Annotated in this window: 23 protein-coding genes, 2 tRNA genes and 1 pseudogene; 14 read left to right on the top strand and 12 right to left on the bottom strand. The window is 72.9% G+C overall.

Going from position 1 to position 24,747, the window contains the following annotated elements; genetic code table 11:
• The first annotated feature begins 19 nt into the window (after window positions 1-19).
• Complete coding sequence (locus tag ACN261_RS25890) at window positions 20-526, top strand: DinB family protein (protein ID WP_425852617.1); 507 nt, start codon at window positions 20-22, stop codon at window positions 524-526.
• Between the two features lie 32 nt (window positions 527-558).
• Here the strand turns inward: ACN261_RS25890 and ACN261_RS25885 are convergent, their stop codons facing one another.
• A complete protein-coding gene (locus tag ACN261_RS25885; RefSeq protein WP_421482264.1) occupies window positions 559-1,335 on the bottom strand; it encodes an alpha/beta hydrolase in 777 nt (258 codons plus the stop codon).
• A 377-nt stretch (window positions 1,336-1,712) separates the two neighbouring features.
• Here ACN261_RS25885 and ACN261_RS25880 point away from each other — a divergent pair.
• From ACN261_RS25880 to ACN261_RS25870, 3 genes are all read left to right on the top strand, one after another.
• Window positions 1,713-1,785: transfer RNA gene (locus ACN261_RS25880), tRNA-Trp, on the top strand.
• A gap of 24 nt (window positions 1,786-1,809) precedes the next feature.
• Window positions 1,810-3,009, top strand: a complete 1,200-nt coding sequence (locus tag ACN261_RS25875) for an RtcB family protein (RefSeq protein ID WP_425852615.1) — start codon at window positions 1,810-1,812, stop codon at window positions 3,007-3,009.
• Between the two features lie 31 nt (window positions 3,010-3,040).
• Window positions 3,041-3,113: transfer RNA gene (locus ACN261_RS25870), tRNA-Arg, on the top strand.
• A gap of 32 nt (window positions 3,114-3,145) precedes the next feature.
• On the opposite strand, the gene ACN261_RS25865 is transcribed toward ACN261_RS25870, so the two are convergent.
• Both ACN261_RS25865 and ACN261_RS25860 read right to left on the bottom strand, forming a co-directional pair.
• Window positions 3,146-3,607 (bottom strand): cupin domain-containing protein, encoded by a 462-nt coding sequence (locus ACN261_RS25865; protein ID WP_421482261.1) that lies wholly within the window; start codon window positions 3,605-3,607, stop codon window positions 3,146-3,148.
• 15 nt (window positions 3,608-3,622) lie between these two features.
• The gene (locus tag ACN261_RS25860) at window positions 3,623-4,576 is read right to left on the bottom strand and encodes a helix-turn-helix domain-containing protein (protein ID WP_421488297.1); all 954 of its coding nucleotides are present in this window, start codon (window positions 4,574-4,576) and stop codon (window positions 3,623-3,625) included.
• Between the two features lie 342 nt (window positions 4,577-4,918).
• On the opposite strand from ACN261_RS25860, the gene ACN261_RS25855 reads away from it, so the two are divergent.
• Window positions 4,919-5,662 (top strand): trypsin-like serine protease, encoded by a 744-nt coding sequence (locus ACN261_RS25855; protein ID WP_425852612.1) that lies wholly within the window; start codon window positions 4,919-4,921, stop codon window positions 5,660-5,662.
• Between the two features lie 117 nt (window positions 5,663-5,779).
• Here the strand turns inward: ACN261_RS25855 and ACN261_RS25850 are convergent, their stop codons facing one another.
• Complete coding sequence (locus ACN261_RS25850) at window positions 5,780-6,997, bottom strand: helix-turn-helix domain-containing protein (RefSeq protein WP_421488298.1); 1,218 nt, start codon at window positions 6,995-6,997, stop codon at window positions 5,780-5,782.
• A 317-nt stretch (window positions 6,998-7,314) separates the two neighbouring features.
• Between ACN261_RS25850 and ACN261_RS25845 the strand changes: the two genes are divergently transcribed.
• Window positions 7,315-8,697, top strand: coding sequence for a Tat pathway signal protein (locus tag ACN261_RS25845; protein ID WP_425853678.1), 1,383 nt, complete (start codon window positions 7,315-7,317; stop codon window positions 8,695-8,697).
• A gap of 442 nt (window positions 8,698-9,139) precedes the next feature.
• Here ACN261_RS25845 and ACN261_RS25840 read toward each other — a convergent pair whose 3' ends face one another.
• The gene (locus tag ACN261_RS25840; RefSeq protein ID WP_425852611.1) at window positions 9,140-10,309 is read right to left on the bottom strand and encodes a helix-turn-helix domain-containing protein; all 1,170 of its coding nucleotides are present in this window, start codon (window positions 10,307-10,309) and stop codon (window positions 9,140-9,142) included.
• Window positions 10,310-10,517: 208 nt separating this feature from the next.
• Between ACN261_RS25840 and ACN261_RS25835 the strand changes: the two genes are divergently transcribed.
• The gene (locus tag ACN261_RS25835; RefSeq protein ID WP_421482255.1) at window positions 10,518-11,072 is read left to right on the top strand and encodes a hypothetical protein; all 555 of its coding nucleotides are present in this window, start codon (window positions 10,518-10,520) and stop codon (window positions 11,070-11,072) included.
• A gap of 66 nt (window positions 11,073-11,138) precedes the next feature.
• Here the strand turns inward: ACN261_RS25835 and ACN261_RS25830 are convergent, their stop codons facing one another.
• Window positions 11,139-11,585 (bottom strand): ArsI/CadI family heavy metal resistance metalloenzyme, encoded by a 447-nt coding sequence (locus ACN261_RS25830; protein WP_421482254.1) that lies wholly within the window; start codon window positions 11,583-11,585, stop codon window positions 11,139-11,141.
• Between the two features lie 76 nt (window positions 11,586-11,661).
• Here ACN261_RS25830 and ACN261_RS25825 point away from each other — a divergent pair, with 76 nt between their 5' ends.
• From ACN261_RS25825 to ACN261_RS25805, 5 genes and pseudogenes are all read left to right on the top strand, one after another.
• Window positions 11,662-12,042 carry an ArsR/SmtB family transcription factor gene (locus tag ACN261_RS25825; protein ID WP_425852608.1) on the top strand — a complete coding sequence of 127 codons (381 nt, stop codon included), beginning with the start codon at window positions 11,662-11,664 and terminating at the stop codon, window positions 12,040-12,042.
• Window positions 12,039-12,773, top strand: a pseudogene (locus ACN261_RS25820) (aquaporin); the annotation flags it as partial. The gene ACN261_RS25825 and the pseudogene ACN261_RS25820, both read left to right, overlap by 4 nt.
• 53 nt (window positions 12,774-12,826) lie before the next feature.
• On the top strand, window positions 12,827-13,306 hold the full coding sequence (locus ACN261_RS25815; protein WP_425852606.1) for a GNAT family N-acetyltransferase: 480 nt from the start codon (window positions 12,827-12,829) through the stop codon (window positions 13,304-13,306).
• Between the two features lie 28 nt (window positions 13,307-13,334).
• Complete coding sequence (locus ACN261_RS25810; RefSeq protein ID WP_425852604.1) at window positions 13,335-13,748, top strand: arsenate reductase ArsC; 414 nt, start codon at window positions 13,335-13,337, stop codon at window positions 13,746-13,748.
• A 66-nt stretch (window positions 13,749-13,814) separates the two neighbouring features.
• On the top strand, window positions 13,815-15,353 hold the full coding sequence (locus ACN261_RS25805) for a carboxylesterase/lipase family protein (protein WP_425852602.1): 1,539 nt from the start codon (window positions 13,815-13,817) through the stop codon (window positions 15,351-15,353).
• Here ACN261_RS25805 and ACN261_RS25800 read toward each other — a convergent pair.
• The 4 genes from ACN261_RS25800 to ACN261_RS25785 form a co-directional block, all read right to left on the bottom strand.
• Complete coding sequence (locus tag ACN261_RS25800; RefSeq protein WP_425852601.1) at window positions 15,300-16,343, bottom strand: helix-turn-helix transcriptional regulator; 1,044 nt, start codon at window positions 16,341-16,343, stop codon at window positions 15,300-15,302. The genes ACN261_RS25805 and ACN261_RS25800 overlap by 54 nt on opposite strands.
• Before the next feature lie 116 nt (window positions 16,344-16,459).
• Window positions 16,460-18,739 carry an FtsX-like permease family protein gene (locus ACN261_RS25795; RefSeq protein ID WP_425852599.1) on the bottom strand — a complete coding sequence of 760 codons (2,280 nt, stop codon included), beginning with the start codon at window positions 18,737-18,739 and terminating at the stop codon, window positions 16,460-16,462.
• On the bottom strand, window positions 18,736-19,416 hold the full coding sequence (locus tag ACN261_RS25790; RefSeq protein ID WP_421482248.1) for an ABC transporter ATP-binding protein: 681 nt from the start codon (window positions 19,414-19,416) through the stop codon (window positions 18,736-18,738). Before ACN261_RS25790 ends, ACN261_RS25795 begins: the two co-directional genes overlap by 4 nt.
• Window positions 19,413-19,937 (bottom strand): PadR family transcriptional regulator, encoded by a 525-nt coding sequence (locus ACN261_RS25785; RefSeq protein WP_204928520.1) that lies wholly within the window; start codon window positions 19,935-19,937, stop codon window positions 19,413-19,415. Before ACN261_RS25785 ends, ACN261_RS25790 begins: the two co-directional genes overlap by 4 nt.
• Before the next feature lie 277 nt (window positions 19,938-20,214).
• Here ACN261_RS25785 and ACN261_RS25780 point away from each other — a divergent pair, with 277 nt between their 5' ends.
• Complete coding sequence (locus ACN261_RS25780; RefSeq protein ID WP_421482247.1) at window positions 20,215-21,954, top strand: M28 family peptidase; 1,740 nt, start codon at window positions 20,215-20,217, stop codon at window positions 21,952-21,954.
• An 81-nt stretch (window positions 21,955-22,035) separates the two neighbouring features.
• The gene (locus ACN261_RS25775; RefSeq protein ID WP_425852596.1) at window positions 22,036-22,449 is read left to right on the top strand and encodes a type II toxin-antitoxin system Phd/YefM family antitoxin; all 414 of its coding nucleotides are present in this window, start codon (window positions 22,036-22,038) and stop codon (window positions 22,447-22,449) included.
• A 434-nt stretch (window positions 22,450-22,883) separates the two neighbouring features.
• Here the strand turns inward: ACN261_RS25775 and ACN261_RS25770 are convergent, their stop codons facing one another.
• Window positions 22,884-24,146 (bottom strand): MFS transporter, encoded by a 1,263-nt coding sequence (locus ACN261_RS25770; RefSeq protein ID WP_421482245.1) that lies wholly within the window; start codon window positions 24,144-24,146, stop codon window positions 22,884-22,886.
• On the bottom strand, window positions 24,143-24,715 hold the full coding sequence (locus tag ACN261_RS25765; protein ID WP_421482244.1) for a helix-turn-helix domain-containing protein: 573 nt from the start codon (window positions 24,713-24,715) through the stop codon (window positions 24,143-24,145). The genes ACN261_RS25770 and ACN261_RS25765 overlap by 4 nt, the downstream gene beginning before the upstream one ends.
• Window positions 24,716-24,747: the final 32 nt, after the last annotated feature.

Below are 24,747 nucleotides of genomic sequence, written 5' to 3'. Positions count from 1 at the left end.
GTCCCGTGAAGGACCCGACATGACCACCGAACGGATCGGCCCGCCGCTGCGCGCCGGGGAGCGGGAGACGCTGCGTGCCTTCCTCGACTTCCACCGGGCCACCCTCGCGATGAAGTGCGAGGGCCTGACCGACGAGGAGCTGCGCCAGCGGGCCGTGCCGTCGTCGCAACTGACCCTGCTCGGCCTGCTGCGGCACCTCGCCGAGGTGGAACGCGCCTGGTTCCGTCGGGTGATCGACGCGCAGGACGTGCCGCTGCTCTGGTCGGAGGACGGCGACTACCAGCAGGCGTACGACCCGACGGGGTCGACCGGCGCGGAGGCGTTCGCGGCGTGGCAGCGGGAGGTGGAACACTCCCGGCGGATCGAGCGGGCGGCGGCCTCGCTCGACGTCACCGGCCACCAGGCGCGCTGGGGCGAGGACGTGTCGCTGCGCCTGGTGATGCTGCACATGATGCACGAGTACGCCCGCCACAACGGCCACGCCGACCTGCTGCGGGAGGCCGTCGACGGCAGCGTGGGCGTCTGACCCGCCGATCCGCCGCCCGGCCCCGGCCCGGCTCAGCCGGCGGCCGGTCGGGTGCGTAGCGGCAGCCAGGCCAGCACGTCGCGGATCGTGGCGTCCCAGTACGGCCAGTCGTGGTCGCCGGGGGAGAAGTCCACGGTCACCGGCACGCCCCGGTCCCGGGCCGCCGCGACGAAACGCTCGTTGTCGTCGTACAGGAAGTCCTCGGTGCCGCAGGCGACGTAGAGCGGGGGAGTGTCGGCCCCGGCCCGGCCCACCAGCGCCACGGTGTCGTCGTCGGGGCCGGCCGCCGGGACGTCGCCCCAGACGGTGTGCCAGACGTCCGGGTCGAGCGGACGGTCCGGGGCGTAGCGGCGGTGGGCGACGTTGAGCGCCCCGGACAGGCTGGCCGCGGCGGCGAACCGTTCCGGTTGCCGCAGCGCCCACTTCACCGCGCCGTAGCCGCCCATCGACAGCCCGGCGACGAAGGTGTCCTCCCGGCGGTCGGAGAGCCGGAAGAACGACCGGCAGACCCGGGGCAGCTCGTCGGTGAGGAACGTCCAGTACCGGTTGCCGTGCTTCTCGTCGGCATAGAAGCTGCGTCCGGCCTGGGGCATCACCACGGCCAGACCCAGGGCCGACACGTACCGCTCGATCGAGGTCTGGCGGGTCCAGGCGGTGTCGTCGTCGCTGAGCCCGTGCAACAGGTAGAGCACCGGCGGGCCCGCATCCGTGGGCGTCGGCCGTGCCGGGTCGGGTTGCGGCAGGATCACCGTCATCGACGTGCTCATGCCCAGGGCCTCGGAGTCGAACTCGCACCGCATCAACGCCATGGCCATGGACCGTACCGCCTGCCGGCCCTGCCGGACACGACATCGCCGCCGCCGGCCCGAGGCTGTCGCCGTGCCCACCGAGGCGGGCTGACCGGGCCGTCGGGGGAGCGGATATCCGGTTGCGGCGGTGCGGGCATCCGCCTAGGTTCGACGTCGACGCCAACACCGACCAACCGGGGAGCACACCGTGTCGCCGTACCTCAGCACCGGGACCACGCGGTTCACGCCGCGCGGCGGCGTGCTGTTGCCAGCCGGCGAACGGGCCCGGGGTTGTCGGTGGCGATCGGGGTGGCGGCGCGGATAGCGCCGGCGCGACGTGCGCAGCCGCCCACCCCACCAGGGGACCGGGCGGCTTTTTCGATCCCCGACACCCGCCGAGGGGTGTAGCTCAACGGGTAGAGCACCGGATTCCAAACCCGACGGTCGCAGGTTCGAATCCTGTCACCCCTGCTCCCACGAACGAGGAGAACGACCATGGCATTCACCCCGCTGCCGGGCACCAAGGCGCCGGTACGGGTCTGGACCGACCCGTACGGCATCGAGCCGCAGGCCGCGCAGCAGTTGCGCAACATCGGCGCGCTGCCCTGGGTGCAGGGCGTCGCCGTGATGCCGGACGTGCACTTCGGCAAGGGCGCCACGGTCGGCTCGGTGATCGCGATGCGGCAGGCCGTCTCGCCGGCCGCCGTCGGGGTGGACATCGGCTGCGGGATGAGCGCGGTACGGACCTCGCTCACCGCCGCCGACCTGCCCGACGACCTCGCGCCGCTGCGGTCGGCGATCGAGGCGGTGGTGCCGGTCGGCTTCGCCAAGCGGGACGACCCGGTCGACCCGCGTCGGGTGCGGGGCCTGGAGCAGCGCGGCTGGGACGACTTCTGGGCCCGGTTCGCCACCCTGGACCGCCGGGTGGCGCAGCTGGAGAGCCGGGCCCGGCACCAGCTCGGCACCCTCGGCGGTGGCAACCACTTCATCGAGGTCTGCGTCGAGCAGGACGGCCCGGACGCCGGGCAGGTCTGGTTGATGCTGCACTCCGGTTCCCGCAACATCGGCAAGGAGCTGGCCGAGCGGCACATCGGGGTGGCCCGTGCCCTGCCGCACAACGCCGACCTGCCCGACCGGGACCTGGCGGTGTTCCTCGCCGGCACCCCGGAGATGGACGCCTACCGGCGGGACCTGTGGTGGGCGCAGGAGTACGCGCGGCGCAACCGGGCGGTCATGCTGGCCCTGCTCTGCGGCGTGGTGCGGGACGCCTTCCCGCAGGTCAGCTACGGGGAGCCGATCTCCTGCCACCACAACTACGTGGCGGAGGAGCAGTACGACGGGGTGGACGTGCTGGTGACCCGCAAGGGGGCGATCCGGGCCGGCCGGGGGGACCTGGGCATCATCCCGGGGTCGATGGGCACCGGGTCGTACATCGTGCGGGGTCGGGGGAACCTGGACGCGTACTGCTCGGCGTCGCACGGGGCCGGGCGGCGGATGTCGCGGGCGCAGGCGAAGCGGACGTACGACACGGCCGACCTGGTGCGGCAGACCGCCGGGGTGGAGTGCCGCAAGGACGCCGGGGTGGTCGACGAGATCCCCGGCGCGTACAAGGACATCACCGAGGTGATGGCCCAGCAGGACGACCTGGTCGAGGTGGTGGCCCACCTCAAGCAGGTGGTGTGTGTGAAGGGTTAGACCGGCCGACGCCCCCGGGCGTCGGCCGTGAGCCCCGGTGGCGCAGCGGACAGCGCGCCGGTCTACGAAACCGGAGAGCCCAGGTTCGAATCCTGGTCGGGGCACGGGCCACCGGGGTGGTCGGGCCGGGTGCGCTTCACGAGGCGTACTCGGTCGAGATCTCGGTGGCGTAGGTCTTCCACAGCGGTGCCATGGTCTCGGCGTTGACCGGCCGCCCGGAATCGATCATGGCCTTGAAGTCGCGGAAGTACTGCACGTACAGGTCCGGGGTGAACGTGTTCAGCATGACCGCGTTCCCCTCGCCGACGTTGGCGAACGTGTGCGGCGCTCCGGTCGGCACGATGACCCAGGTGCCCGGCCCGGCGTCGTACTGGTCCTCGCCGACGGTGAACCGGAACGTTCCCGCCAGCACGTAGAAGCCCTCGTCGTGCTGGGCGTGGCGGTGCTGCAACGGGCTCGGGGTGCCCGGCGGGATGGTGACCTCGGCGAATCCCAGCCGGTGCTCGGTGTGCTCGCCGTTCTCCAGGATCCGGATCTGCTGCGCCCCGCTGCCGAGGATCTCGCCCTCACCGGGGCGGACGATGTTCACCTTCGCCACGACTTCCTCCCATCGCTACTGCCGACCTTGGTGACCACCATCCTGTTCCGGTCCGGCGGTGCGCGTCTTGGTGGTCCGTGCACGGTTGTTGGCGATCAGCGCGCGGGCGTTGTAGCCGTACGTGGTCGTGAAGAGCTTGCTGAAGTGGGTGGGGTCGGAGAATCCCCACCGGGCGGCCACGGCGGTGACCGTACGTCCGCCTGCGGCCAGCTCGGCCCGGCAGCGCTCCAGGCGGCGACGGCGGATCAGGGCCGCGACGGTGAGTGGCTGGTCCTCGAAGAGCTTGTGCAGCCGTCGTACGGAGATGTGGTGGGCGGCGGCGATGCCGGGCGGGGACAGGCCGGGATCGGCCAGCCGGGCCTCGATGTAGCCGGCGATCCGGTTCCGCAGCCGCTCGTCCGGGGCCGGTTGCTCGTCGCCCAGCGCGGCCTCCAGCGCGACCGCGATCAGCTCGACGACGGCCGCCGCCGACCGCAGCGCCGCCGCCTCGCGTAGCCCGGTCGCCGACCGCGCCGACTCCCGGGCCAGCACCGACACGAGAGCGCCCGGACCGTGACTGCCGTCGATGCGTACGCCGACGAGCCGGTCGATCTGCGCGGGCCGCATCCGCAGCTCCCGGCGTGGAACCAGGATGGTGACGTGCGCCGAGGCGGTGCTCTCGAACCGGAGAGCGCGCGTCGGATCGAGCAGCACCAGGTCGGCCGGCCCGAGTTCGGCGGTGCCCCGCCCCTGCTCGATCCGCGTCCGACCCCGGGTCATCACCTTGACCGCCAGGTTCCCGCCGTCGGAGGCGTCGCGTTCCCGCCCGACACACGCGCTCGCGGGCGTGTCGAGGCAGACCAGCCGCAGCGGCCCGAGGTCGCGGGTGGCTACCCGGCCCTGGAAGCCGGCCCCGGCCAGCCTGTTGACCAGCGGCGGAAACCCGCAGGCGACCAGCTCGTCCCGGAACGTCTCTCGATTGCCGACCACCGGTCAACGGTAACGGTGACCCGTGCGCCCGGACGCCCACACCACAGTGCCCGCACCGTGGGGTAACAGCGGGGCGACAACCGCCGGTGGGTGGTCGACCTTCGCGGTGCCCTGCTGTCAATCCAGCAGGCTGGAGTTCGTGGGGGAGCACCTGCACCACCACGTGTCGGCAGCAGGCGGGATGGGCCAATGTGGATCTGGTCAGCATGATCAGGGCGGCCGGTTCCGGGGACGTCGTGGCGTCCACGGGCAGAGCGGGTCCCTCGCTCTACCCGTCCGGCTGGCCGCCTGCTGCCGCAACGACAGCAGGCAATCGGGTACGTGTCCTGAACGGAGACCATTGTGCGTAAGCCATCGGCACTGCGGCGGGTGGCCCTCGCGGCCATGCTGGCCCTGACTCTCCTGGGCGGTGGCCTCGCCATCCCCCAGCCGGCATCGGCGATCATCGGTGGGACGGCTGCCGCTCACCTGCGTGGACAGGTACAGATCTTCGTCAACGTCCAGTACAAGTGTGCCGGGACGCTGATCGCCCGCAACTGGGTGCTCACGGCGCGGCACTGTTTCGACAACACCGGTGGCAACGTCGACAACGCCCTGGTCGTCGCGGGCGATCGCGAGCTGTTCCTGGGAAAGATCATGAAGATCGCCGGGATCTACAAAAGCCCCAACTACGACGCGATGCTCCTCAACCTCTGGGAGAACGTCCCGAACGCCGGAGAGCTCATCGTGGGATACGGGCTGGGGCTCATCCCGCATAACGCCAACGCCGCGATCAGTGGTTGGGGAACCACGACCATCAACGGGACCGAACCCGCCGGCGAGCTGCGGATCTGTGGGATGAGGGTGCAGAAAAACTCCACGCACAACGGCTGGGTGGGTGCCGGCAACTCTGCCTATGAACTGGTCGTCAACGGTACTGGCATTCCCGGCGCAGGAGATTCCGGAGCGGGGCTCTACTACAGCGGTCGGATTTTTGGCATCGTCATCGCCAGTGACGAGAGGACCACGGCGTGGGCGCTGCAGATCAATTACATCTACCAATGGATCCTTGATGTGAGCGGCATCGATCAGGCCAGCGAGTGGTGAGGTAGGCGGGCCGCCAGGCCGCCCACCTCGGCCGTACTCGGCCACCTCGGGTCGTGACCGGTGACGGTCGCGGCCCGGCACGACCCGGGTCGGGCCCGGCTCCGTGGCCCGCCCCGGTCAGGGGCGGGCCAGCCCGATGGTGGCGGCGAGGCGGGCGACGTCTGCCGGGGTGGGGCCCGCGCGGAGCACGGCGGTCAGGGCGGCGCGGGCGGCGGGGCGGGTGCGGGTCTCACCGGGGGCGGTCCGGTCGGCGGTGAGCAGGGCCCGCCCGGCGGCGTCGGGGTCGCCCAGGTCGAGGTGGCTGCGGGTGATGTCGATGAGGTGGGCGGCGCGGTGTTCGGCGGGGAGCTGTCGCCAGCCGTCGTGTCCGGTGGCCCGGCGGTGCAGGTCGACGGCCCGGTGGTGGTCGCCGAGCTGGGTGGCGACCAGGGCGCGGGCGAGGTCGACGCTGGTCGGGCCGAACGTGATGCCGTCCGGGTCGGGCGGCTCGTCGGCGGTGGCGAGCAGGGCGGCGCGCTCGGTCAGGTCGTGGGCGGTGGCGGCGTCGCCGTAGCTGGCGGCGGCGAGGGCGGCTTCGATCAGCAGCGCCCCGGTCAGGGCCAGCGCCGGCGGGTCGCCCTGCGCCGCCGCCGGGTCGAGCTGGCGTACGGCGGTGAGCGCGGCGGTCCTGGCCAGCCGGCCCCGCCGCAGCGCCCGGAGCACCTGCGCCAGGGTCACCGCCGCGCGACCGATCCGCACCTGGTCACCACGGGTGGCGGTGATCATGGCCCGGTCGGCGGCCAGCCAGGCCAGGTGGGCGTCGCCGAGCTTGACCAGCGTCTGGGCGGTGAGCCGGTGCACTCGCACCAGCAGGTCGAGGACGGGCGGGTCCATCGGGCCGGTGTGGCCGGCGTGCCGGCTGTCGGCGAGCAGGTCGGGCAGCATCCGCAGCACCTGGGGGTGCTGTCCGTTGCGGTACGCCGCCCAGGCGTACCCGGCCTGGTCGTCGAGCTGCCGCAGCAGCGGTCCGGCCGGGGTGGACGCCGGTGGGTCGTGGCGGGCCAGCGCCGACCTGACCCGTTCCACGGCGGCACCGACGTCGGTGACCGGTGCCGGCGGCGTCCGCCCGGCGAGCAGGAGTTGCGGTGCGACGCCGAGCGCGCCGGCCACGGTGTCGATGACGGAGAGCCGGTCGAGGGTACGCACCCCCCGTTCGACCTTGTCGACCCAGCTCTTCGACTTGCCGATCCGGTCGGCGAAGACCTGCTGGCTCATGCCCCGCCGCGCCCGTAGCTCGGCCATCCGGCGGCCGATCGCCGGCTCGTTTCCGGTGCGCTGCCGGCCGGGACCGGTCACCGGTCGTGCCCCGACACGGGCGTGGTGTGGGTGGACCCGCCGCAGCGGGGACACCACCGGGACTTGACCCGGAACGCGAGCAACCCGAGCAGGAAGCCCGGCACCAACCCCCCGAAAAGGACCGACAGGGCCTGGGACATCATCTGCGCTCTCACTTTCTGCCGCGCCGGTCGGGAGGTGGGGTGACCATTGCGCCTGTCACTCGCTGTCCCCTAGGGTCTACTCGCAGTTAACGGTGATGCCGGGGTGCTCGGAAGCCGCGCCGGGCAGCGTTGGTGTTGAACGCGTGGAACGCAGTGCAACGGGGAAGGCCACCGATGGCATTACGGCGACGCAACGAAAGACTGCTGGCGCTCGTTCGCGAGTGCCGGTGGTCGTACGACGCCTGTGCGGCAGCGGTACGTGCCGTCGCGCTGGAGAACGGTGGCGCGCTCCCGTCCTGTGACCGTTCCCACGTGGGGCACTGGATCGCCGGAGTGAAGCCCACCGAGATGACCTCCCGCTACCTGGCCGAAGCGTTCTCCCGTCGGTTGGGCCGGATCGTCGGTCCGGCCGATCTCGGGCTTGTCGTCGGCGATAGCCTGGAACCTGATCTGACCGGCCTGGATTGGTGGAGGCGCGACCCGGCCACTGATCTCCTGACGCTCGGGAGAGCCGACGTGGAACGACGGGCGTTCGGATTCACCGCCCTGTACTCACTGGCTGCGCTTGCCGTCCCGCTGGACTCCTGGGAGGACATCGCGGAGCGGGGTCGACGGGCGCGGGGCGGGGGCGCGGCGGTGGGCCGCCGCGAGATCGACGCCGTGCGCGACATGCTCGCGGTGTTCAGCAGGGCCGACGAGCGGTTCGGCGGCGGGCATGCGCGGCTCGCCGTGGTCCAGTACCTCACCTCCGACGTGGCCGGCTACCTCCAGGGCACCTTCGCGTCCGACCAGGATCGTCGGGCCATGTTCAGTGCCGCCGCCGAGTTGACCTATCTTGCGGGCTGGAAGGCGTTCGATTCGTCCCTGCACGGGGTGGCCCAGCGGTACTACCTCCAGTCGCTGCGGCTGGCCAACGAGGCGGACGATCGGGCGTTGGCCGGTTTCACGCTTCGGGCGATGGCGCATCAGGCTGTCGACCTGGGACACGGTGCGGAGGCGTTGCAACTCGCCACCTCGGCCCTCGCCTGGTCGAGGGGAAGGGCGACCCCGGCGGCGACCGCGCTCTTCACCGTTCTCACCGCCCGGGGGCACGCCGCGACGGGCGACCGGGCCAAGACGTCGGCGGCGCTTCGGGCCGCCGAGGTCCACCTCGCGAAGGCGGCCCCGGGCGACGAGCCGACCTGGATTCAGACCAGCGGTTTCACCACGACCTCGCTGGCGAGTCAGGCAGGCCAGGCGCTTCGCGACCTGGGTGACCTTCCCGCTGCGGAAACCGAGCTGCGCCGCTCGGTCGCCACCCGCGATACCGACGCGTACCGGCGGATCCACACCCTGACGTTGGCCAACCTCGCCGACGTCCAATGTGTACGCGGACGGCTCCGCGAGGCGACCGAGAGCTGGAACGACGCCCTGGACTCGATGGTCGGCGTCCGGTCCGGCCGGGCCACCGTGGCCGTGAAGAACATACGTACCCGGCTCAGCAGCTTCGGCCCACGCCTGCCTGCGTTCGCGAAGCAACTCGACCAGCGGGCCGCAGCTCTCCTCGTCGCCCCTTGATGCCGCCCCGCTCGGCCATCCGCTCGCGCGGGCCTGCCGGCTGGTCGCCCACTCCACCTGCCAGCACGGGTGCGGGGACAACCGCGCCCATCGCACCCGGCACCCGACGCACGAGCCGTCGAGCCCGTGAGGGTGAACCGGGAGGACCATCTGCTCCGCACTGCTGGTCACCGCTCACCGTCCCCGGGCCGGTGGCCGTGCTCGATCGGAAGCCGGTGCCGGGCATGGCAGGGCAGGTCGGCTCCACACCGGCAGATGCGCCGCCATCGCCGAAGTCCGATACTCATCGTCATGTTGCCGACCCTCCGTCGTCAGGACGCGGAGGACATCTGTTGATGTGCCTCGTCCCGCGTCCGGCTTCAGTGAGGTTCAGCGTTATGCCCAGCTTGCCGCCGATCCAGAGGGTGAGCGTCCGCTAACCGGGTGTTCTGTCCGCTGGCGGCTACCGCCTGGGTGCGTATTCCAGGCACGCGTCACGCAATGTTGCCGCCTCTGGTGCTCCCGACTGCTCTACCTTGACCAGCAACTCCGTAGCCCGCCACCAGTTCGACGGCACCACCCGGCCGGACGTCACCGCCTGCGTCCCCAGCGCAGCCGCCTCGTCCGACTGGCCGGCGGCGACCAGGGCGAGACCGAGGTCGAGGCGGGCCGACGCCGACCGGCGGGGCCGTGCTCCTCCGTCGCCGTGCGGGTCCAACTCGGTCAGCACCGTCCGCGCCACCTGCTCGGCACCGGGGTCACCCGCCCACGCCAACGTCGTGGCCGTGTAGGCGGCGGCCTTGGCGGGGTCGTAGCGATAGTGGTGCTCGGCCCGCTCAGGAACGGGCAGATTCGCCGTCAGTCGTTCCACCCGGTCCAACGCTCGCCGGGTCGCGCCGACATCGCCGATCCGTGCCCACGCGCGGGCCTCCTGAGCAGTCGCCTGAATGCGGGCGGAACTCCCCTTCGGAGCGATCCGCTGCGCTTGACGGGAGAGATCGAGTGCCGCCCGGTAGTCGCCTTGGATCAACACGTCCCAGGCTCGGGTTTCGAGGCACCATGCCCGGATCTCGGCATGTTCGGCATGTTCGGCAAGATCACGAGCGGCTCGTAGGTGGGCGACCGCAGCAGTCCGTTGCCTCAGGTCGATGTGCACTGTCGCCCGCAGCACCGTCAGCCAGCCACCGGCCACCAACAACCGCCGCTGCTGCGCAAGCGTCACCCGTCCGTCCAGCAGCCGCCCCACGTACGAGAGCTGCCGCCGCACCAACGGCAACAGATCCGCCGGGGTCATCGTCGGATACGAGCTGGCCAGATCGTCAACGCCCTGCTCGATCCGATCGAGCACGTCCCTGCTGACATCGCTGGCGGCGATCCTTGCCCGCAGCTCGCCGGCCTCGGCGGCGTGGTCGATGGGCTCATCCACCAACCGCGCAAGCACGCCCCCCGCGTCGAGGACCCGGTCCAGGTGGCGGGCTGTGTCGATCGTCGGAGCCTTGAGCCCCGCCTCCAACTCGTGCAGATGACTCTTGCTCCGATGAGCAAGCTGTCCCAGGGAGCGAAGCGACAAACCTCGCCGCTGCCGGAACTCACGCAGAGTTGCGCCAAATCGCGGATCGACGGACGAGGCCATAGTGCCGCTCCAAGATCACGAGGCCAGGCAGCCTTAACCGGCTGCCACCTCGTCGGACGGTACCCCGACACATCGTGCGCCGAAGCCCCGTGCTCGAAGGGTCCTGAGGAATCCAACCGGGGAGGGAGTGAGTCTCGCCACTGACCGGATCGTTATACCCGTAGCGTCCGAATGGCGCAGCTCGCCGTGCCCCAGAGGAGGTCCGACCATGCAATATCGTCTGCCTGTGCTGCTCGTTGCGCCGCTGCTTGCCGTGCTCGCCGCCTGCGGCACCGTCACCGCGCAGGCCGCGCCGCAGCCGATACCCTCGTCGCCCGCACCGGAGCAGTCGTACTGGCCAGGTCAGGAGGCGCTGATGGACGCCAGCAATCGGGTGGATGAGGTTGCCCCAGACCGGTGGCCAGCCGCGTACGCCGGCGTGGCCCTGGACTTGCCGGGCGGGCGCATGCTGGTCTACCGCGTGCCGACCGCCGGTATGGACGCGGCGGTACGCGCCTTGGTGCCGGCGGTGCTGGTCGACTTCGTCGATGCCACGTACTCGGCGGCGAAGCTTGAGGAATGGGCCGCCAAAGTTCGGGACGACCAGGCGTTCTGGCAGCACCGTGGGGTGACGGTGCACGGTGTCGGCACCGATTTCGGCAGGTGTGTGACGGTGGGCCTGGCCGACCCCCAGCGTGACGGCGGGAAGGTGGTTGCCCGCTACCCCAAGGCGGCGTTGTGCGTGGAGCAGGGGTATGCCTCAGACCCGCTTACGGCGAACTGAGCCGCCGCCTGCCCACCACCCGTCGCCGACCTGGCTCACCCCGCCCCCCGGTGTAGCCGCCAGGCGTCAGCTGCCGGACGTGGTTTCGCAGCACACGCGTTCGTCGGCGGCTGCGGGCGGGGTCGGCGCGGAGGTGCCGTACTGGTCGGAGTCGCCCTTGACCACGTACACCTCCCAGCGCTCGTCGCCGGGTCCGCGAACCCAGACCTTGTCCTGCACGGCGTAGCAGCAGGAGGTGTCGTTCTCGGTCAGGGTGATCAGCCCGGCCTCGGTGAGCCGGTCGGTGGCGGCGGTGACCTGCGCGCCGTCGAACACCTCGACGCCGAGGTGGTCGATCGCGGTGGCCTGGTCCGGGGTTCCTTCGAGCAGGACCAGCTTCAGCGGGGGCTCGGCGATGGCGAAGTTGGCGTAGCCGGGCCGCCGCTTGGCCGGCTCGGTGCCGAACAGCTTCGAGTAGAACGCGATCGACCCTTCCAGGTCGGAGACGCGCAGGGCGAGCTGGACGCGGGACATCCCACACCTCCTGTTGTTTAGATGGCTGTCTAGGCAGAGAATTGCACTCTGGTTCGATGCTTGTCAAACTAGACGGGTGTCGAGACAAGAACTGCCGGTCCTCGCCGACCCGTCGGCCTGCTGCGCGCCGATGGTCACCGAGGCCCTGACGGAGGACGCCGCCGCCGCTCTGGCGCGCGGCTTCAAGGCCCTCGGTGATCCGGTACGCCTGCGGCTGCTGTCCCTGATCGCCGCGCGGGCCGGCGGCGAGGTGTGCGTGTGCGAGCTGACCGACGCGTTCACCCTGACCGGCCCGACGATCTCCCACCACCTGAAGGTGCTGCGCGAGGCCGGGTTGATCGACTGCCAGCGCCGGGGCACCTGGGTCTACTACTGGATCGTCCCGGCCCGCCTCGCCGCCCTGTCCCAGCTCCTGGACGTCTCGGCTGCCGCCGCCTCGACCGGGTCGACCCGGTGACGCCCGACCCGCCGCACGCCGTGCTGCGTCGGGCGTCGGCGGAACTGGTCGGCACCGGCCTGCTCGTCACCGCCGTGGTCGGCTCCGGGATCGCCGCCACCCGCCTGTCGCCGGGCGACGTGGGGCTGCAACTGCTGGAGAACAGCATCGCCACCGCGTTCGCCCTCGGCGCGCTGATTCTCATCTTCGGCCCGGTGTCCGGTGCCCACCTCAACCCCGTCGTGTCACTCGCCGACTGGTGGCAGACCCGCCGTACGGGAACCGGGCTGTCGACCCGTGACCTCGGCGCGTACGTCGTGGCGCAGGTGCTCGGTGCGGTCGGCGGCACGGTGCTCGCGCACCTGATGTTCGGGTTGCCCGCCGTCACGGTCTCCACCCACCGGCGGGACGGGAGCGGACTGTGGTTGGCCGAGGTCGTCGCGACCGCCGGGCTCCTGCTGCTGATCGCCGCCCTCACCCGGGCCCGCCGGACCGACTTCGCTCCGGCGGCGGTCGGGGCGTGGATCGGCGGCGCGTACTGGTTCACCGCCTCCACCTCGTTCGCCAACCCGGCCGTCACGATCGGCCGCATGTTCACCGACACCTTCGCCGGCATCGCCCCCACCTCGGCGGCCGGGTTCGTTGCCGCGCAGCTCGCCGCCGTCGGGGTCGCGGTCGCCGCGATCACCTGGTGGTATCCGACCGTTCGACGGCGGGACGCGGCGGCGGTCGAGCTGGCACCGGCGCAGCCGGAACGGGCCGCCTCATGACCGGCGTCCGGTCGCCCCGACCCGATCTCGTGCCGATGACCGACGAGCACGCCCCGGCGGTGCTCGACATCTACCGGCACGGGATCGCCACCGGCGACGCCACCTTCGAGGCCGAGCCACCCACCTGGGCCCGGTTCACCGCCACCCGCCTGCCCGGACACCGCTGGGTCGCCCTCGACCACACGGCTGCCGACCGTGTGCTCGGCTGGGTCGCGTGCACCCCGGTGTCCGACCGGTGCGTCTACGCCGGGGTCGTGGAGCACTCCGTCTACGTCCACCCCGACGCGCGGGGCCGGGGCGTCGGCCGGCTCCTGCTCCACCGACTCATCGACTCCACCGAACAGGCCGGCATCTGGACCATCCAGTCCGGGGTCTTCCCCGAGAACACCGCCAGCCTCGCCCTGCACCACGCCTGCGGCTTCCGCACCGTCGGCGTCCGCGAACGCCTCGGCCGCCACCACGACCGGTGGCGCGACGTCGTCCTCATCGAACGCCGCAGCCCCACCGTCACCTGACCGCCGCCGCACCGGAAGAGGTCCACCCATGAGCACCCCCACCCGGCACACCATGCCATCGGTGCTGTTCGTCTGCGTCCACAACGCCGGCCGTTCCCAGATGGCCGCCGGCTGGCTGCGCCACCTCGCCGGGGACGCCGTCGAGGTCCGCTCCGCCGGCTCCGCACCCGCCGAACACGTCAACCCCGTCGCGGTCGAAGCCATGCGCGAGGTCGGCATCGACATCGCGGGCGAACAGCCGAAGATCCTCGACTGGGACACCGCCGAGGCCAGCGACGTGATCATCACGATGGGCTGCGGCGACACCTGCCCCGTCTTCCCCGGCACACGCTACGAGGACTGGAAACTCACCGACCCCGCCGGCCAGCCGCTACCCGTCGTCCGCGAGGTCCGCGACGAGATCCGCCAGCACGTCGTCCGGCTCCTCGACGACCTGACCTGAGTGTTCAACCTGATCGACCTCGTTCACCGGCCCTAAATGGTTTGCCGGTGGTCGGCGGGCGTTGGGATGCTGCGGCCGACCGGGAGCGGGGGAGGGGCCAGCATGCCGTCGGAGTCCGAGCCGGAAGTCCGTACCGTGTCAGGTGTCGTGCGCGGCCGCCGGGAGGCCGGCCGGGCGGTGTTCCGGGGCATCTCGTACGCCGAACCGCCGGTCGGTGACCTCCGGTTCGCCGCGCCGCAGCCGGTGCGCGGTTGGGACGGCGTACGTCAGGCGCTCGCCTTCGGTCCGCCGCCCCCGCAGCCCGGCGCGTTCGGGACGTCCCCGCGGGGGACCGGCGACGACTGGCTGACGCTCAACGTCTGGACGCCGGACCTGGACCCGGCGGCGGGGCTGCCGGTGCTGGTGTGGATTCCCGGCGGCGGCTACCTCGTCGGCTGTTCCGGCCTCCCGGAGTACGACGGCGGGCACCTCGCCGCCGGCGGAACCGTGGTGGTGACGCTCAACTACCGCCTCGGCTTCGAGGGATTCGGGCAGCTCGACGGGGCGCCGGCCAACCGGGGGCTGCTCGACCAGGTCGCCGCCCTGGAGTGGGTGCGGGACAACATCCGCGCCTTCGGCGGCGACCCCGACCGGGTGACGGTCTTCGGGCAGTCGGCCGGCGGCGGCTCGGTCGCCGCGCTGCTGGCCGTGCCGCGCGCCGCCGGGCTGTTCCGGCGGGCGGTCGCGCAGAGCGTCCCGGGGACGTTCCTCTCGCCCGGGCTGGCCGCCGACGTCACCGCCGCCTGCGCCGCCGAGCTGGGGGTACGACCGACCCTGGCCGACCTGTCGACGGTCGCTGCGGACCGGCTGCCGGCCGTGGTGCAGGCGATCTCCGCCGGGATCGTCGGGTGGCGGGAACGGTGGGGACAGATCACCCACCGGCCGATCCCGTTCGCGCCGGTCGTCGACGGCGACGTGCTGCCGGCGACCCCGTGGCGGGCGCTGGCCGACGGTGCCGCCCGCGACGTCGACCTGCTCGTCGGGCACACCCGCGACGAGCACCGGCTGTTCAGCCTGCTCGACGGCGTGCTCGGCCAGGTCACGCCCGAGCAGAGCGGGACGGCGCTGAGGATGCTGGCCCCGGGCCCGGACGGTGCCCGCCGCTACCGGGAGGCGTTCCCCGACGCCACCGACGAGCAGCTGTACGAGCTGGTCAACGCCGACTGGCTGTTCCGGATGCCGAGCCTGCACCTGGCCGAGGCGCAGCTCGCCGGTGGCGGCCGGGCGCACCTCTACGAGCTGACCTGGCCGGCGCCGGGCCTGGGCGGTGGCCTCGGTGCCTGTCACGGTCTGGACGTGCCGCTGGTCTTCGGCAACCTGACCAGCGGTCAACCCGCCATGCTGATCGGTGATCCGCCCACCCCGGCGGCGCACGAGCTGTCCGGGCAGCTCCGCGGGGCGTGGACGGCGTTCGCCGCGACCGGCGACCCCGGGTGGCCGGCGTACGACGCGGGACGCGGCACGCGCGTCTTCGACGAGCGGCCGGCGGTCGTCGCGTACCCGGAGGAGACCTCACGGTTGCTGTGGCGGGAACACACCTTCGCCGCGCTCCCGCTGCTGACCTGACCGTGGCCCGGCGGCGGCACCACCGGTGGCGGTGCGGGCGAACCGGTCGGCCAGCAGCGCGAACGCGTCGGTGAGCGGCGGCGGGCCGACGACGGTGACCGCGGCGTCGTACCGGGCGACGGCGGCGGCGAGGCTCACCCAGGACCACGACCCGAGGGTGAGCCGGCACCGGTCGGGGGCGACCTCCTCCACGAGGCCGTCGCGGGTGTACCGGGCCACGGTCGCCGCGGGCAGGTCGAGGAGCACGGTGCCCCGGCACGGCCAGTCCACCGATCCGCCGCCCGACCCCCGGAACACCCCGGTGAGGTACGTGGCGACGTCCCCGCCGGGCAGGGCTCTCGGGGTGAAGCGCGGCCCGTGGGGCGGGCGCAGGGTGATCCGGTCGACGCGGAAGGTCCGCCAGTCGGCCCGGTCGAGGTCCCAGGCGACGAGGTACCACCTGCCGTCCCAGATGACGACGTGGTGCGGTTCGGCGTGCCGGGCCGGCCCGTCGGCGCTGTCGGGCCCGTAGTCGAAGCGCAGGATCTCGCGGGCCTGCACGGCGGCGCTGAGCGCCAGCAGCACCCCGCCGTCGACCGGCGCAGCCGGTGCGGTGGCGGGCCGGGCGACGGCGGTCACGCGCAGCGCCCCGACCCGCTGCCGCAGCCGGGTGGGCAGCACCTGCCGTACGGTCTGCAGCGCCCGTGCGGCGGCGTCCGCCAGCGCACCGTCCGCGCCGGTCGCCGCGACCTGGAGCGCGACGGTGAGGGCGACGGCCTGGTCGTCGTCGAACAGCAGGGGTGGCAGTTCGGTGCCGGCGTCGAGCCGGTAACCCCCGTCGGGGCCCTTGACGGCGGCGACCGGGTAGCCGAGTTCCCGCAGCCGGTCGACGTCGCGGCGCACGGTCCGCAGGCTGATGCCGAGGCGTTCGGCCAGCACCCCGCCGGGCCAGTCCCGACGGCTCTGCAACAGCGACAGCAGGGCGAGCAGTCGGGCGGACGTGGTCGGCATGGCTCTCATTCTGCCCGTGGTAGGTGCCACATCCTGGCCTCTACGATCGCGAATCGACGCCGGTCCGACCGCGACCCGGTCCGGGTCGGCGCGGTCGCCGACCCGGACCGCAGGGGTCATTCGGTACGCAGCCCGTCGGCGCGGGTGAGCCGCCACAGCAGCGGCATGCTCAGCCCGCTGATCGCCAGGACGGTCAGCGCGCCGAGCCCGACCGAGAAGCCGACCACCGGCCAGGCGACCGTGACGGGGGCCTGCACCATCCGCAGCAGGGCCGCGCCGAGGCCGAGCCCGAAGCCGACCGCCAGCACCAGCCCCACCCCGACCGGCAGGGCGGTCTGCCACAGCACGGACCAGCCGAGGGTGCTGCGTCGGGTGCCCACCGCCACCAGCATGGCCAGCAGGCGGCGGCGTTCCCGTAGCTGCTCCAGCGTGCCGACCAGCATGCTGGTGGCGATCAGCAGCAGGGTGACGACCGCGCCGATGGCCAGGCCGCGCTGGATGTCGGCGAACCGGGGCGACACGATGGTCGAGGACAGCACCGACACCGGCGTGGTGAGGTCGATCGCGGCGACGGCGTTACGGACGTGTTCGACCGCGTCGGGGGCGGCCGGGTCGAGCTGGAGGTAGATGGTCGAGCGCAGCGGACCGAGGGTCCGCGAGTCGACCGCACCGGGGGTCACCAGCACCGCGTTCTGCAGCCAGCCGGCCGGGTCGGGTCGGGCTGTCGCGGGCCGCGCCGTCGTGGGCACCCGCCACCGTGACCCGTCCTCGACGGTCAGCGTCGTGCCGGCGGGGACGACCGCCGGGTCACCCGGATCGGACACCAGGAACGTGTCCCCGTCCACGCACCGGTCGAGGTTGGCGAACTCGGCCAGCGCGGCGCAGTCGCCGACCCGGATCTCCACCGGTGGGCCGTCCGGCGCGCCGACGTTGGCCCCGGAGCTGAGGGTGCCGGTCGCGGCGGTCACCCCGTCGGCCCCGCCGAGCTGCCGCAGCACCCGGGTCAGGTCCGGCTGGTTCTGGAACTGCACCTGCACCTGCGCCCGGGAGGTGTCCTGCCCGCTGGCGGTGGTGAAGTCACCGGAGATCCCGGCGAAGAGCATCTGCAGGCCGATGGTGCCGGCGACGGCGACGGCGATGCCGTTGACCAGCCGGGCGGAGGTGGCGCTGTCGAGCTGCACCCGACGGACCGCCAGCTGCCAGGACACCGGGCCGCCGCGCAGTCGTCGGACCAGCAGGTCGGTCAGCCAGGGCAGTACGGTGACCGTGCCGATCAGCAGCAGCACCGCGCCGGCCGGCACCACCCAGCGGGTGACCCCGCCGTCGCCCTCGCGCAGACCGGCCACGGGCAGGAGCAGGGCCAGGCCGACGGCGGGCAGCAGCAGCCGCCACCAGAGCCGGCGGCGGACCGGGGTGCTGCGCCGGGCGACCCCGAGCGGCTCCACCACGACCGCGCGCAACGCCAGCATCGCCACCAGCACGGCCAGTGCCGGCACGGCCAGCACGACGGCCAGCAGCAGCGCGGTGGGCGGCTGGATGTCGGCGGCGTACACGCTGATGTCGTAGAGGGTGACCAGCGGGACCAGTTGGCGACCGGCGAGCAGGAACCCGATGCCGACGACGACCCCGAGCAGGGCACCGGCGGCGGCCTCTCCGGCGGCGATCCGCCGGACCATGGTGGTGTCCGCGCCGACCAGGCGCAGTGCGGCGAGCCGCCGGTCGCGTCGCTCACCGCCGTAGCGCACGGCGGAGCCGAGGAACACCGCGATGGGCAGCAGCAGCACCACGAAGATGATCGCCACCAGCAGCATCAGCACCGGGCCGAGCCCCTCGCCGGGCAGCCCGCCGCCGAAGCTGTCCAGCCGGGTCGCCCCGGACGTGTCGGACAACCGGTCGTCACCCTGGTAGTAGGCCAGTTCGTTGGGGCCGGCGAGGCCCTCGTCGGCGATGGTCCCGGTGACCTTCGCGCCGCCCAGCCGGGGGGCGAACAGCGCGCCGTCGGGGGAGTCGAGCAGTCGGCGCAGGGCGGGGGAGACGACCACCTCACCGGGGGCGGGCAGGGCGGTCAGCCCCGGCGGGACGGGCGCGGCCGGACCCTCCGGCCGCAGCAGCCGGCCCCGCACCGGCCGGCCCCGGAACTCGGTGTCCAGCGCGTGGACCAGCAGGGTGCCGGGCCCGGCCGCGATCTGTTCGCCGAACCGCAGGTCGTCGCGGGCGTCGCCGCGCGCCTGCCGGGCGTCGAGCGCACCGGGCACGGCGGTGGCCAGCAGCAGCATGGCCACCCCGATGCCGACGCCGACGGCGGTGAGCAGCGCCCTGGTCCAGCCCTCCCGGCCGCCGGTGACGGCCATCCGGGCGCCCATCGCCAGGTCCGCGAGCGCGCCCCGGCCGGTCACGCCGCGACCTCCAGGTTCCGGGTCCGTCCGTCGCGCACCACGACCTCCCGGTCGGAGTACGCGGCCACCCGTGCCTCGTGGGTGACCAGGACCACCGCCGCCCCGGTGTCCCGGGCGGCCTCGGTGAGCAGCCGCATGACCCGTTCGCCGTTGAGCGAGTCCAGCGCGCCGGTCGGTTCGTCGGCGAAGATCACCCGGGGGCGGGTGACCAGCGCGCGGGCGACGGCGACGCGTTGCCCCTGGCCGCCGGAGACCTCGCCGGGGCGCTTGCCGGCCACCTCGGTGACCTCCAGCCGTTCCAGCCACTGCCCGGCCCGCTGCTCGGCCTCGCGGCGGGGGACGCGGGCCAGCCGCAGCGGCAGGGCGACGTTCTCCAGGCAGGTCAGCTCGGGCACCAGCTGGCCGAACTGGAAGACGAACCCGAAGGCCTCCCGGCGCAGGGCGCTGCGCTGGGCGTCGCTCATCGTCACCAGGTCCCGGCCGTCGAAGACGACCCGGCCCCGGTCGGGGCGGACGATCCCGGCCAGGCAGTGCAGCAGGGTGGACTTGCCGGAGCCGGACGAGCCGAGCACCGCCACCACCTCGCCCTCGTCGATGCGCAGCCCGGCGTCGACAAGTGCCACGGTCTCGCCGAAGCTGCGGTGCAGGCCCTCGGCGACCAGCAGCGGGGCGCTCATGCGCGCACCCGCGCGGCCAGCTCGTCGAGCCGGGCGGTGGTCAGTTCCAGCCAGCGCAAATCGGCCTCCAGGTGGAAGAGCGCGTGGTCGCAGATCAACTGTTCGGCGAAATCGCCGCCGCGCTTGCGCCGGGTCAGCTCCCGCATCAGGCGCAGGTGCTCGGCGCGCTGCACGTCGAGAAGTTCGGCCGCCTCGCGGCCGGTGAGCAGGGCGAGCACGACCTTGGTGTAGAGCACGCTCTGCAGGTAGGGCTCGGGCTGTTCCGGGCGGGCCAGCCACTGCGCCACGTCGGCGACGCCCGCCTCGGTGATGGCGTACCGCTTGCGGTCGGGGCCCTCACCGGGCTCGACCGCCTCCACCTCGACCAGGCCGCCGCGCAGCAGCCGGGACAGGGTCGCGTAGACCTGGCCGTAGGCGACCGGGCGGGAGTGGCCGAAGTGTTCGTCGTAGCGCCGTTTGATGTCGTAGCCGTGCCGGGGGGTCGCCTCCAGCAGGCCGAGGAAAGTCTGGCCGATGGACATGCGGCCGACTATACACACCGCGTATACGCTCGTTGTCTACACCCCGCGCCGACCCCGTCCCGACCGGTGCCCGGCGTCGTCACCCCCGGCGTCCGCGAATGTGACACCGTCCGACGCATTGACCCGCAGATTGATACATGTCAGTGTTTGCTTCCCCGGCGTTTCCGCCGCGATCCCACCCCCGGATCGCGGGTCTCCCGTCCACCCCCGGTCGCCTCCGACAGACGGGACGGTGACGCCTGGGCGGATGCCCCGCCGACCCCCATGAGGAGCTCGCATGAAGCGCAGAACCCTGGCGATCGCCGCCGTCACCGCGGTGACGCTCGCCCTGGCCGCGCCACCGGCCGCGGCCACCCCGACCGCCCGGCCGGCCACCGCCGCGCCGGCCGTCGCCGCGCTCGCCGCGCCGGACGTCCAGGTCGCCAACGTCCAGGCGCACCTGGCCCAGTTCCAGAGCATCGCCACCAGCAACGGCGGCAACCGCAGGGCCGGCTCGGCCGGCTACACCGCCTCGGTCGCGTACGTGAAGTCCAAGCTCCAGGCCGCCGGCTACACGGTCACCGAGCAGACCTGCACCACCTGCACCTACCGGGGCAACAACGTGATCGCCGAGTGGCCGCAGGGCCCCGCCGACGACGTGGTCATGTTCGGCGCGCACCTCGACGGCGTCGCCGCCGGACCGGGCATCAACGACAACGGCTCCGGCTCGTCGGTGCTGCTGGAGAACGCCCTGGTGCTGGCCCAGCAGAGCCCGACCATGACCAAGCGGGTCCGGTTCGCCTGGTGGAACGGCGAGGAGCAGGGCCTGCAGGGCTCCAAGTTCTACGTCAACTCCCTGACCACCGCCCAGAAGGGCTACATCAAGGGGTACTACAACTTCGACATGGTCGCCTCGACCAACGGCGGCTACTTCATCAACCGGGTCACCTCCACCACCGCCGCGCCGCTCAAGGCGTACTGGGACTCCCTCGGGCTGTCGCCGGAGGAGAACACCGAGGGCCAGGGCCGCTCCGACGACTACTCGTTCCAGCAGGCCGGCATCCCCACCTCGGGCTATGCGATGGGGGCCAGCGCCCGCAAGACCAGCTCCCAGGCCAGCAAGTGGGGCGGCACCGCCAACGCCGCGTACGACCCGTGCTACCACTCGTCCTGCGACACCACCAGCAACATCAACGCCACCGGGCTCAACCGCAGCGCCGACGGCGTCGCGTACGCCATCTGGGACCTCGCGGTCGGCGGCGGCACCCCGACCAACGACTTCTCGGTCGCGGTCAGCCCGACCTCGGGTGGCGTCGCCCGGGGCGGCTCCACCACCGCCACGGTCAGCACCGCCACCACCAGCGGCAGCGCCCAGACCGTCGCGCTGTCGGCCTCCGGCGCGCCCAGCGGCGTGAGCGTCGCGTTCAGCCCGTCGTCGGTCACCTCCGGCGGCTCGGCCACCATGACGGTCAGCGCGTCGTCGAGCGCCAGCCTCGGCACCTTCACGCTGACCGTGACCGGCACCGGCTCGGCCACCCGGACGGCCAGCTACACCCTGACCGTCACCGGCGGCACCGGGAGCTGCACCGGCGGGCAGGTCGTCGGCAACGGCGGCTTCGAGTCCGGCACCAGCCCGTGGACGGCCACCACCGGCGTCATCACCAACTCGTCCAGCCAGCCGGCCCGCACCGGCTCCTACAAGGCGTGGCTCAACGGCAACGGCAGCACCAGCACCGACACGCTGTCCCAGTCGGTGACCGTGCCGGCCGGCTGCTCCTCCTACACCCTCGCCTTCTACCTGCACATCGACACCGCCGAGCGGACCACCACCGTCGCGTACGACAAGCTGGTGGTCCAGGTCGGCAGCACCACGCTGGCGACGTACTCGAACCTCAACAAGGCCAGCGGCTACACGCTGCGCTCGTTCGACGTGGGCGCGTACGCCGGGCAGACGGTGACCCTGAAGTTCACCGGCACCGAGGACTCCTCGTTGCAGACCAGCTTCGTCATCGACGACGTGACGTTGCAGGCGAGCTGACCGACCCGGGTGGGGCGGCCCGTCCGCCCCACCCGGACCGTCATGACGGTAAATGTCGTACCCGGGGCGGACCATGGGGACATGGCTGCCCCCGCGCTGTCCCACCACAGTGGTCAACCGCGATCCGTGCCGCTGCGCGAGCTGCGTACCCGGCTGACCCAGCTGATCGCGATGGCCGAGCTGACCGACACGGTCACCCTGGTCACCCGCGACGGCGACCCCCGGCCGGTCGCCGCGATCGTGCCGGCCTCCGCCGCCCGCAGCGCCGCCCAGGCCCGCGCCGACGGTGAACGCCTCGCCACGGTGACGGCGGGTTGGGCCCGCCGGCTGGAGGAGTCGCACCGGCAGGGTGCCCTGCGGCACGCCGCCGAGCTGCGGGCCGTGACCGACGCCCTCGCCGAGGTCTGGGCCGCACTCGACCGGCACGTCCCGCCCGGCACCGATCCGGCCGTGGACCGCCTCCGCGCCGCCCACGCCGACCTACACCGCGACTGACCTCCGGCCCGACCTGCCTCCGGCCTGGCCTGCCTCCGGCCTGGCCTGCCTCCGGCCTGGCCTGCCTCCGGCCTGGCCTGCTTGCGGCCTGGCCTGCCTCCGGTCTTGCCTGCCTCCGGTCTTGCCTGCTTGCGGCCCGACGCCCGGGTCGGTCCCCACTCGCGCCATGCCGGCACGCCCGCCGCCAGACGCGTCGCGCCCCACCCCCACCGCGCCCTGCCCACCCCCGCCGCGCCTTGGCCGCACCCCACCCTGCCCCGGTCCACCTCGCCCCGGTGATCAAGAAGTTTGCGTCAATTGATCAAGAGGTTTGCGTCAACTTCGATCTTCACGTTGACGCAAACCTCTTGATCACCCGGAACAGGGAGCGGGGCCGGGAGCAGGGAGCGGGGTCGGGAGCAGGGAGCGGGGCTGGGGGACGGGGCCGGGGACGGTCAGCTGACCGGTGCGGGGGTTCGTGCCGGGCGATCGGGGGTGTCTGGTCGGTGTAGTGTGCGCCACGGGCCGCCGAGCAGCGGGGTGAGCACCACCAGCAGGTAGCAGCCGCCCACGGTGAGCAGGACGGGCGTGGTGCCGAAGCCGTCGACGGCCACCCCGGCGGCGAGCGCGCCCAGCGGGATGCCGGCCCAGCAGCCGGCCCCGATGACCCCGAACACCCGGGCCCGCAGGTGGGCCGGCACCCGTTCCAGCTCCACCGCGCCGAGCAGCGGGTTGATCGCCCCGGCGGCGAAGCCGGACAGGGCGAAGACCGTGACGATCCAGGGCACCGGTGGCGCGGCGGCCAGCGCCCAGAAGGGTGGCGCACCGGCGACGGCGAAGGCGGTGACGAAGGTGGCCCGGCGGGGCAGCCGGTGCCCGACCGCGCTGAACAGCAGCGACCCGACCAGCGCGCCGCCGCCCATCGCGCCGACCAGCAGGCCGAACGCGGTGGCCCCGCCGAGTTCCCGGTCGGCCACCACCGGCAGCAGCACGTTGCTCTTGGTCGCGTCGAAGAAGTTGGTCACCAGCACCAGCAGCACCACCGCCCGCAGCAGCGGCTCCCGGGTCAGGAACCGCACCCCGGCGGCGAACTCCCGCCAGTAGCCGCCGCCGGTCGGGTCGGTCGGCGTGGCCGGGCGCAGCGACCGGGGCACCAGCAGCGCCACGACCAGCGCCGAGACCGCGAAGGTGGCGGCGTCCAGGGCCAGCACGGGGAGCGCGCCGAGGGTGGCGACGAGCAGGCCGGCCACCGGGGCGCCGATCAGCCGGGCGCCCCGCTCGCTGGCCTCGTACCAGCCGACGGCCCGTTCCAGGGGCACCCCGGCGGCCGCGGCAGCCTCCGGCAGCAGGGCGTTGCGGGCGGTCTGTCCGGGGGTGTCGAGCAGGCCGCTGGCGAACACCAGCCCGAGCAGCGCCCAGAACGGCAGGCCGACGGTGGCATCGAGCAGCGGCACGGCCGCCACCGTCAGCCCGGAGACCACGTCGGCCAGGACACTGGCCCGCCGGTAGCCGATCCGGTCCACCAGCACCCCGCCGAGCGCGCCGCCGAGCACCACCGGCACGGTGGCTGCCGCCCCGGTCAGGCCGGTCGCGGCGGGCGACCCGGTGGTGGCGAGCACGTAGAGCGGCAGCGCGATCAGGGTGAGCATGTTGCCGGTGAGCGAGACCGTGTGACCGACCAGCAGGCCGACCAGCGGGGTACGGCGACGCGGCGTCACCGCGGGTCCCGGAAGGCGTGGTACATCAACGTCACCGTCTCGGCCCCCGGCCGGGCGGGATCGCTGCGGGCCTGCCAGCGGGCGGCCAACGTCTCCAGGTCGGCGCGCAGCTCGATCAGCTCGTCGCTGGTCAGGTGCAGCCAGGAGTCGGCGCTGGCGGTGCCGCGCACCCACTGCGGGTCGAGGGTCGCCTCGACGTCGAGGTAGTGGCCGAGGCGTTCGGCGTACCGGTCGAGCACGGCGCGGCGCAGCAGGTCGGACGCGGTCCGGCGTTCCGGGTCGGCCAGCATCTCGACCGGCTCCCAGGACGTCCGGGCGTGTGTCGCCCGCCACCAGCGTTCCCGGCGGTCGCGGGCGTGCTCGGGGGCCTCCTCGACGAAGCCGTGCTCGGCCAGCTTGCCCAGGTGGTAGCTGACCGAGCCGACCGCCTCGTCGATGGCGTCGCTGAGCATGCCCACGGTGCGCGGGCCCCGCACCCGCAGCTCGCCGAGCAGTCGCAAGCGGGTCGGGTGGGCCAGCGCGCGCATCGCCCGGGGGTCCGACAGGTGCCGGTCGGGTTTCTCCGTCATGTGCCCACCCTAGAAGCACAAGACATGAAGTA

Origin of the sequence: Micromonospora sp. WMMD723 (assembly GCF_049863385.1) — a bacterium.
Lineage (GTDB): Bacteria > Actinomycetota > Actinomycetes > Mycobacteriales > Micromonosporaceae > Micromonospora > Micromonospora wenchangensis.
The sequence above is the reverse complement of the archived record's forward strand: the minus strand, read 5'-3'. Positions and strand labels throughout refer to the sequence as shown.

Bases quoted from the DNA above. Each gene is read 5' to 3' on its own strand.
- ACN261_RS25890 (WP_425852617.1), top strand. From the start codon at position 20: ATGACCACCGAACGGATCGGCCCGCCGCTGCGCGCCGGGGAGCGGGAG.
- ACN261_RS25885 (WP_421482264.1), bottom strand. From the start codon at position 1,335: ATGGCGTTGATGCGGTGCGAGTTCGACTCCGAGGCCCTGGGCATGAGC.
- ACN261_RS25875 (WP_425852615.1), top strand. From the start codon at position 1,810: ATGGCATTCACCCCGCTGCCGGGCACCAAGGCGCCGGTACGGGTCTGG.
- ACN261_RS25845 (WP_425853678.1), top strand. From the start codon at position 7,315: ATGGCATTACGGCGACGCAACGAAAGACTGCTGGCGCTCGTTCGCGAG.
- ACN261_RS25840 (WP_425852611.1), bottom strand. From the start codon at position 10,309: ATGGCCTCGTCCGTCGATCCGCGATTTGGCGCAACTCTGCGTGAGTTC.
- ACN261_RS25835 (WP_421482255.1), top strand. From the start codon at position 10,518: ATGCAATATCGTCTGCCTGTGCTGCTCGTTGCGCCGCTGCTTGCCGTG.
- ACN261_RS25830 (WP_421482254.1), bottom strand. From the start codon at position 11,585: ATGTCCCGCGTCCAGCTCGCCCTGCGCGTCTCCGACCTGGAAGGGTCG.
- ACN261_RS25815 (WP_425852606.1), top strand. From the start codon at position 12,827: ATGACCGACGAGCACGCCCCGGCGGTGCTCGACATCTACCGGCACGGG.
- ACN261_RS25810 (WP_425852604.1), top strand. From the start codon at position 13,335: ATGAGCACCCCCACCCGGCACACCATGCCATCGGTGCTGTTCGTCTGC.
- ACN261_RS25805 (WP_425852602.1), top strand. From the start codon at position 13,815: ATGCTGCGGCCGACCGGGAGCGGGGGAGGGGCCAGCATGCCGTCGGAG.
- ACN261_RS25800 (WP_425852601.1), bottom strand. From the start codon at position 16,343: ATGCCGACCACGTCCGCCCGACTGCTCGCCCTGCTGTCGCTGTTGCAG.
- ACN261_RS25790 (WP_421482248.1), bottom strand. From the start codon at position 19,416: ATGAGCGCCCCGCTGCTGGTCGCCGAGGGCCTGCACCGCAGCTTCGGC.
- ACN261_RS25785 (WP_204928520.1), bottom strand. From the start codon at position 19,937: ATGTCCATCGGCCAGACTTTCCTCGGCCTGCTGGAGGCGACCCCCCGG.
- ACN261_RS25780 (WP_421482247.1), top strand. From the start codon at position 20,215: ATGAAGCGCAGAACCCTGGCGATCGCCGCCGTCACCGCGGTGACGCTC.
- ACN261_RS25775 (WP_425852596.1), top strand. From the start codon at position 22,036: ATGGCTGCCCCCGCGCTGTCCCACCACAGTGGTCAACCGCGATCCGTG.
- ACN261_RS25765 (WP_421482244.1), bottom strand. From the start codon at position 24,715: ATGACGGAGAAACCCGACCGGCACCTGTCGGACCCCCGGGCGATGCGC.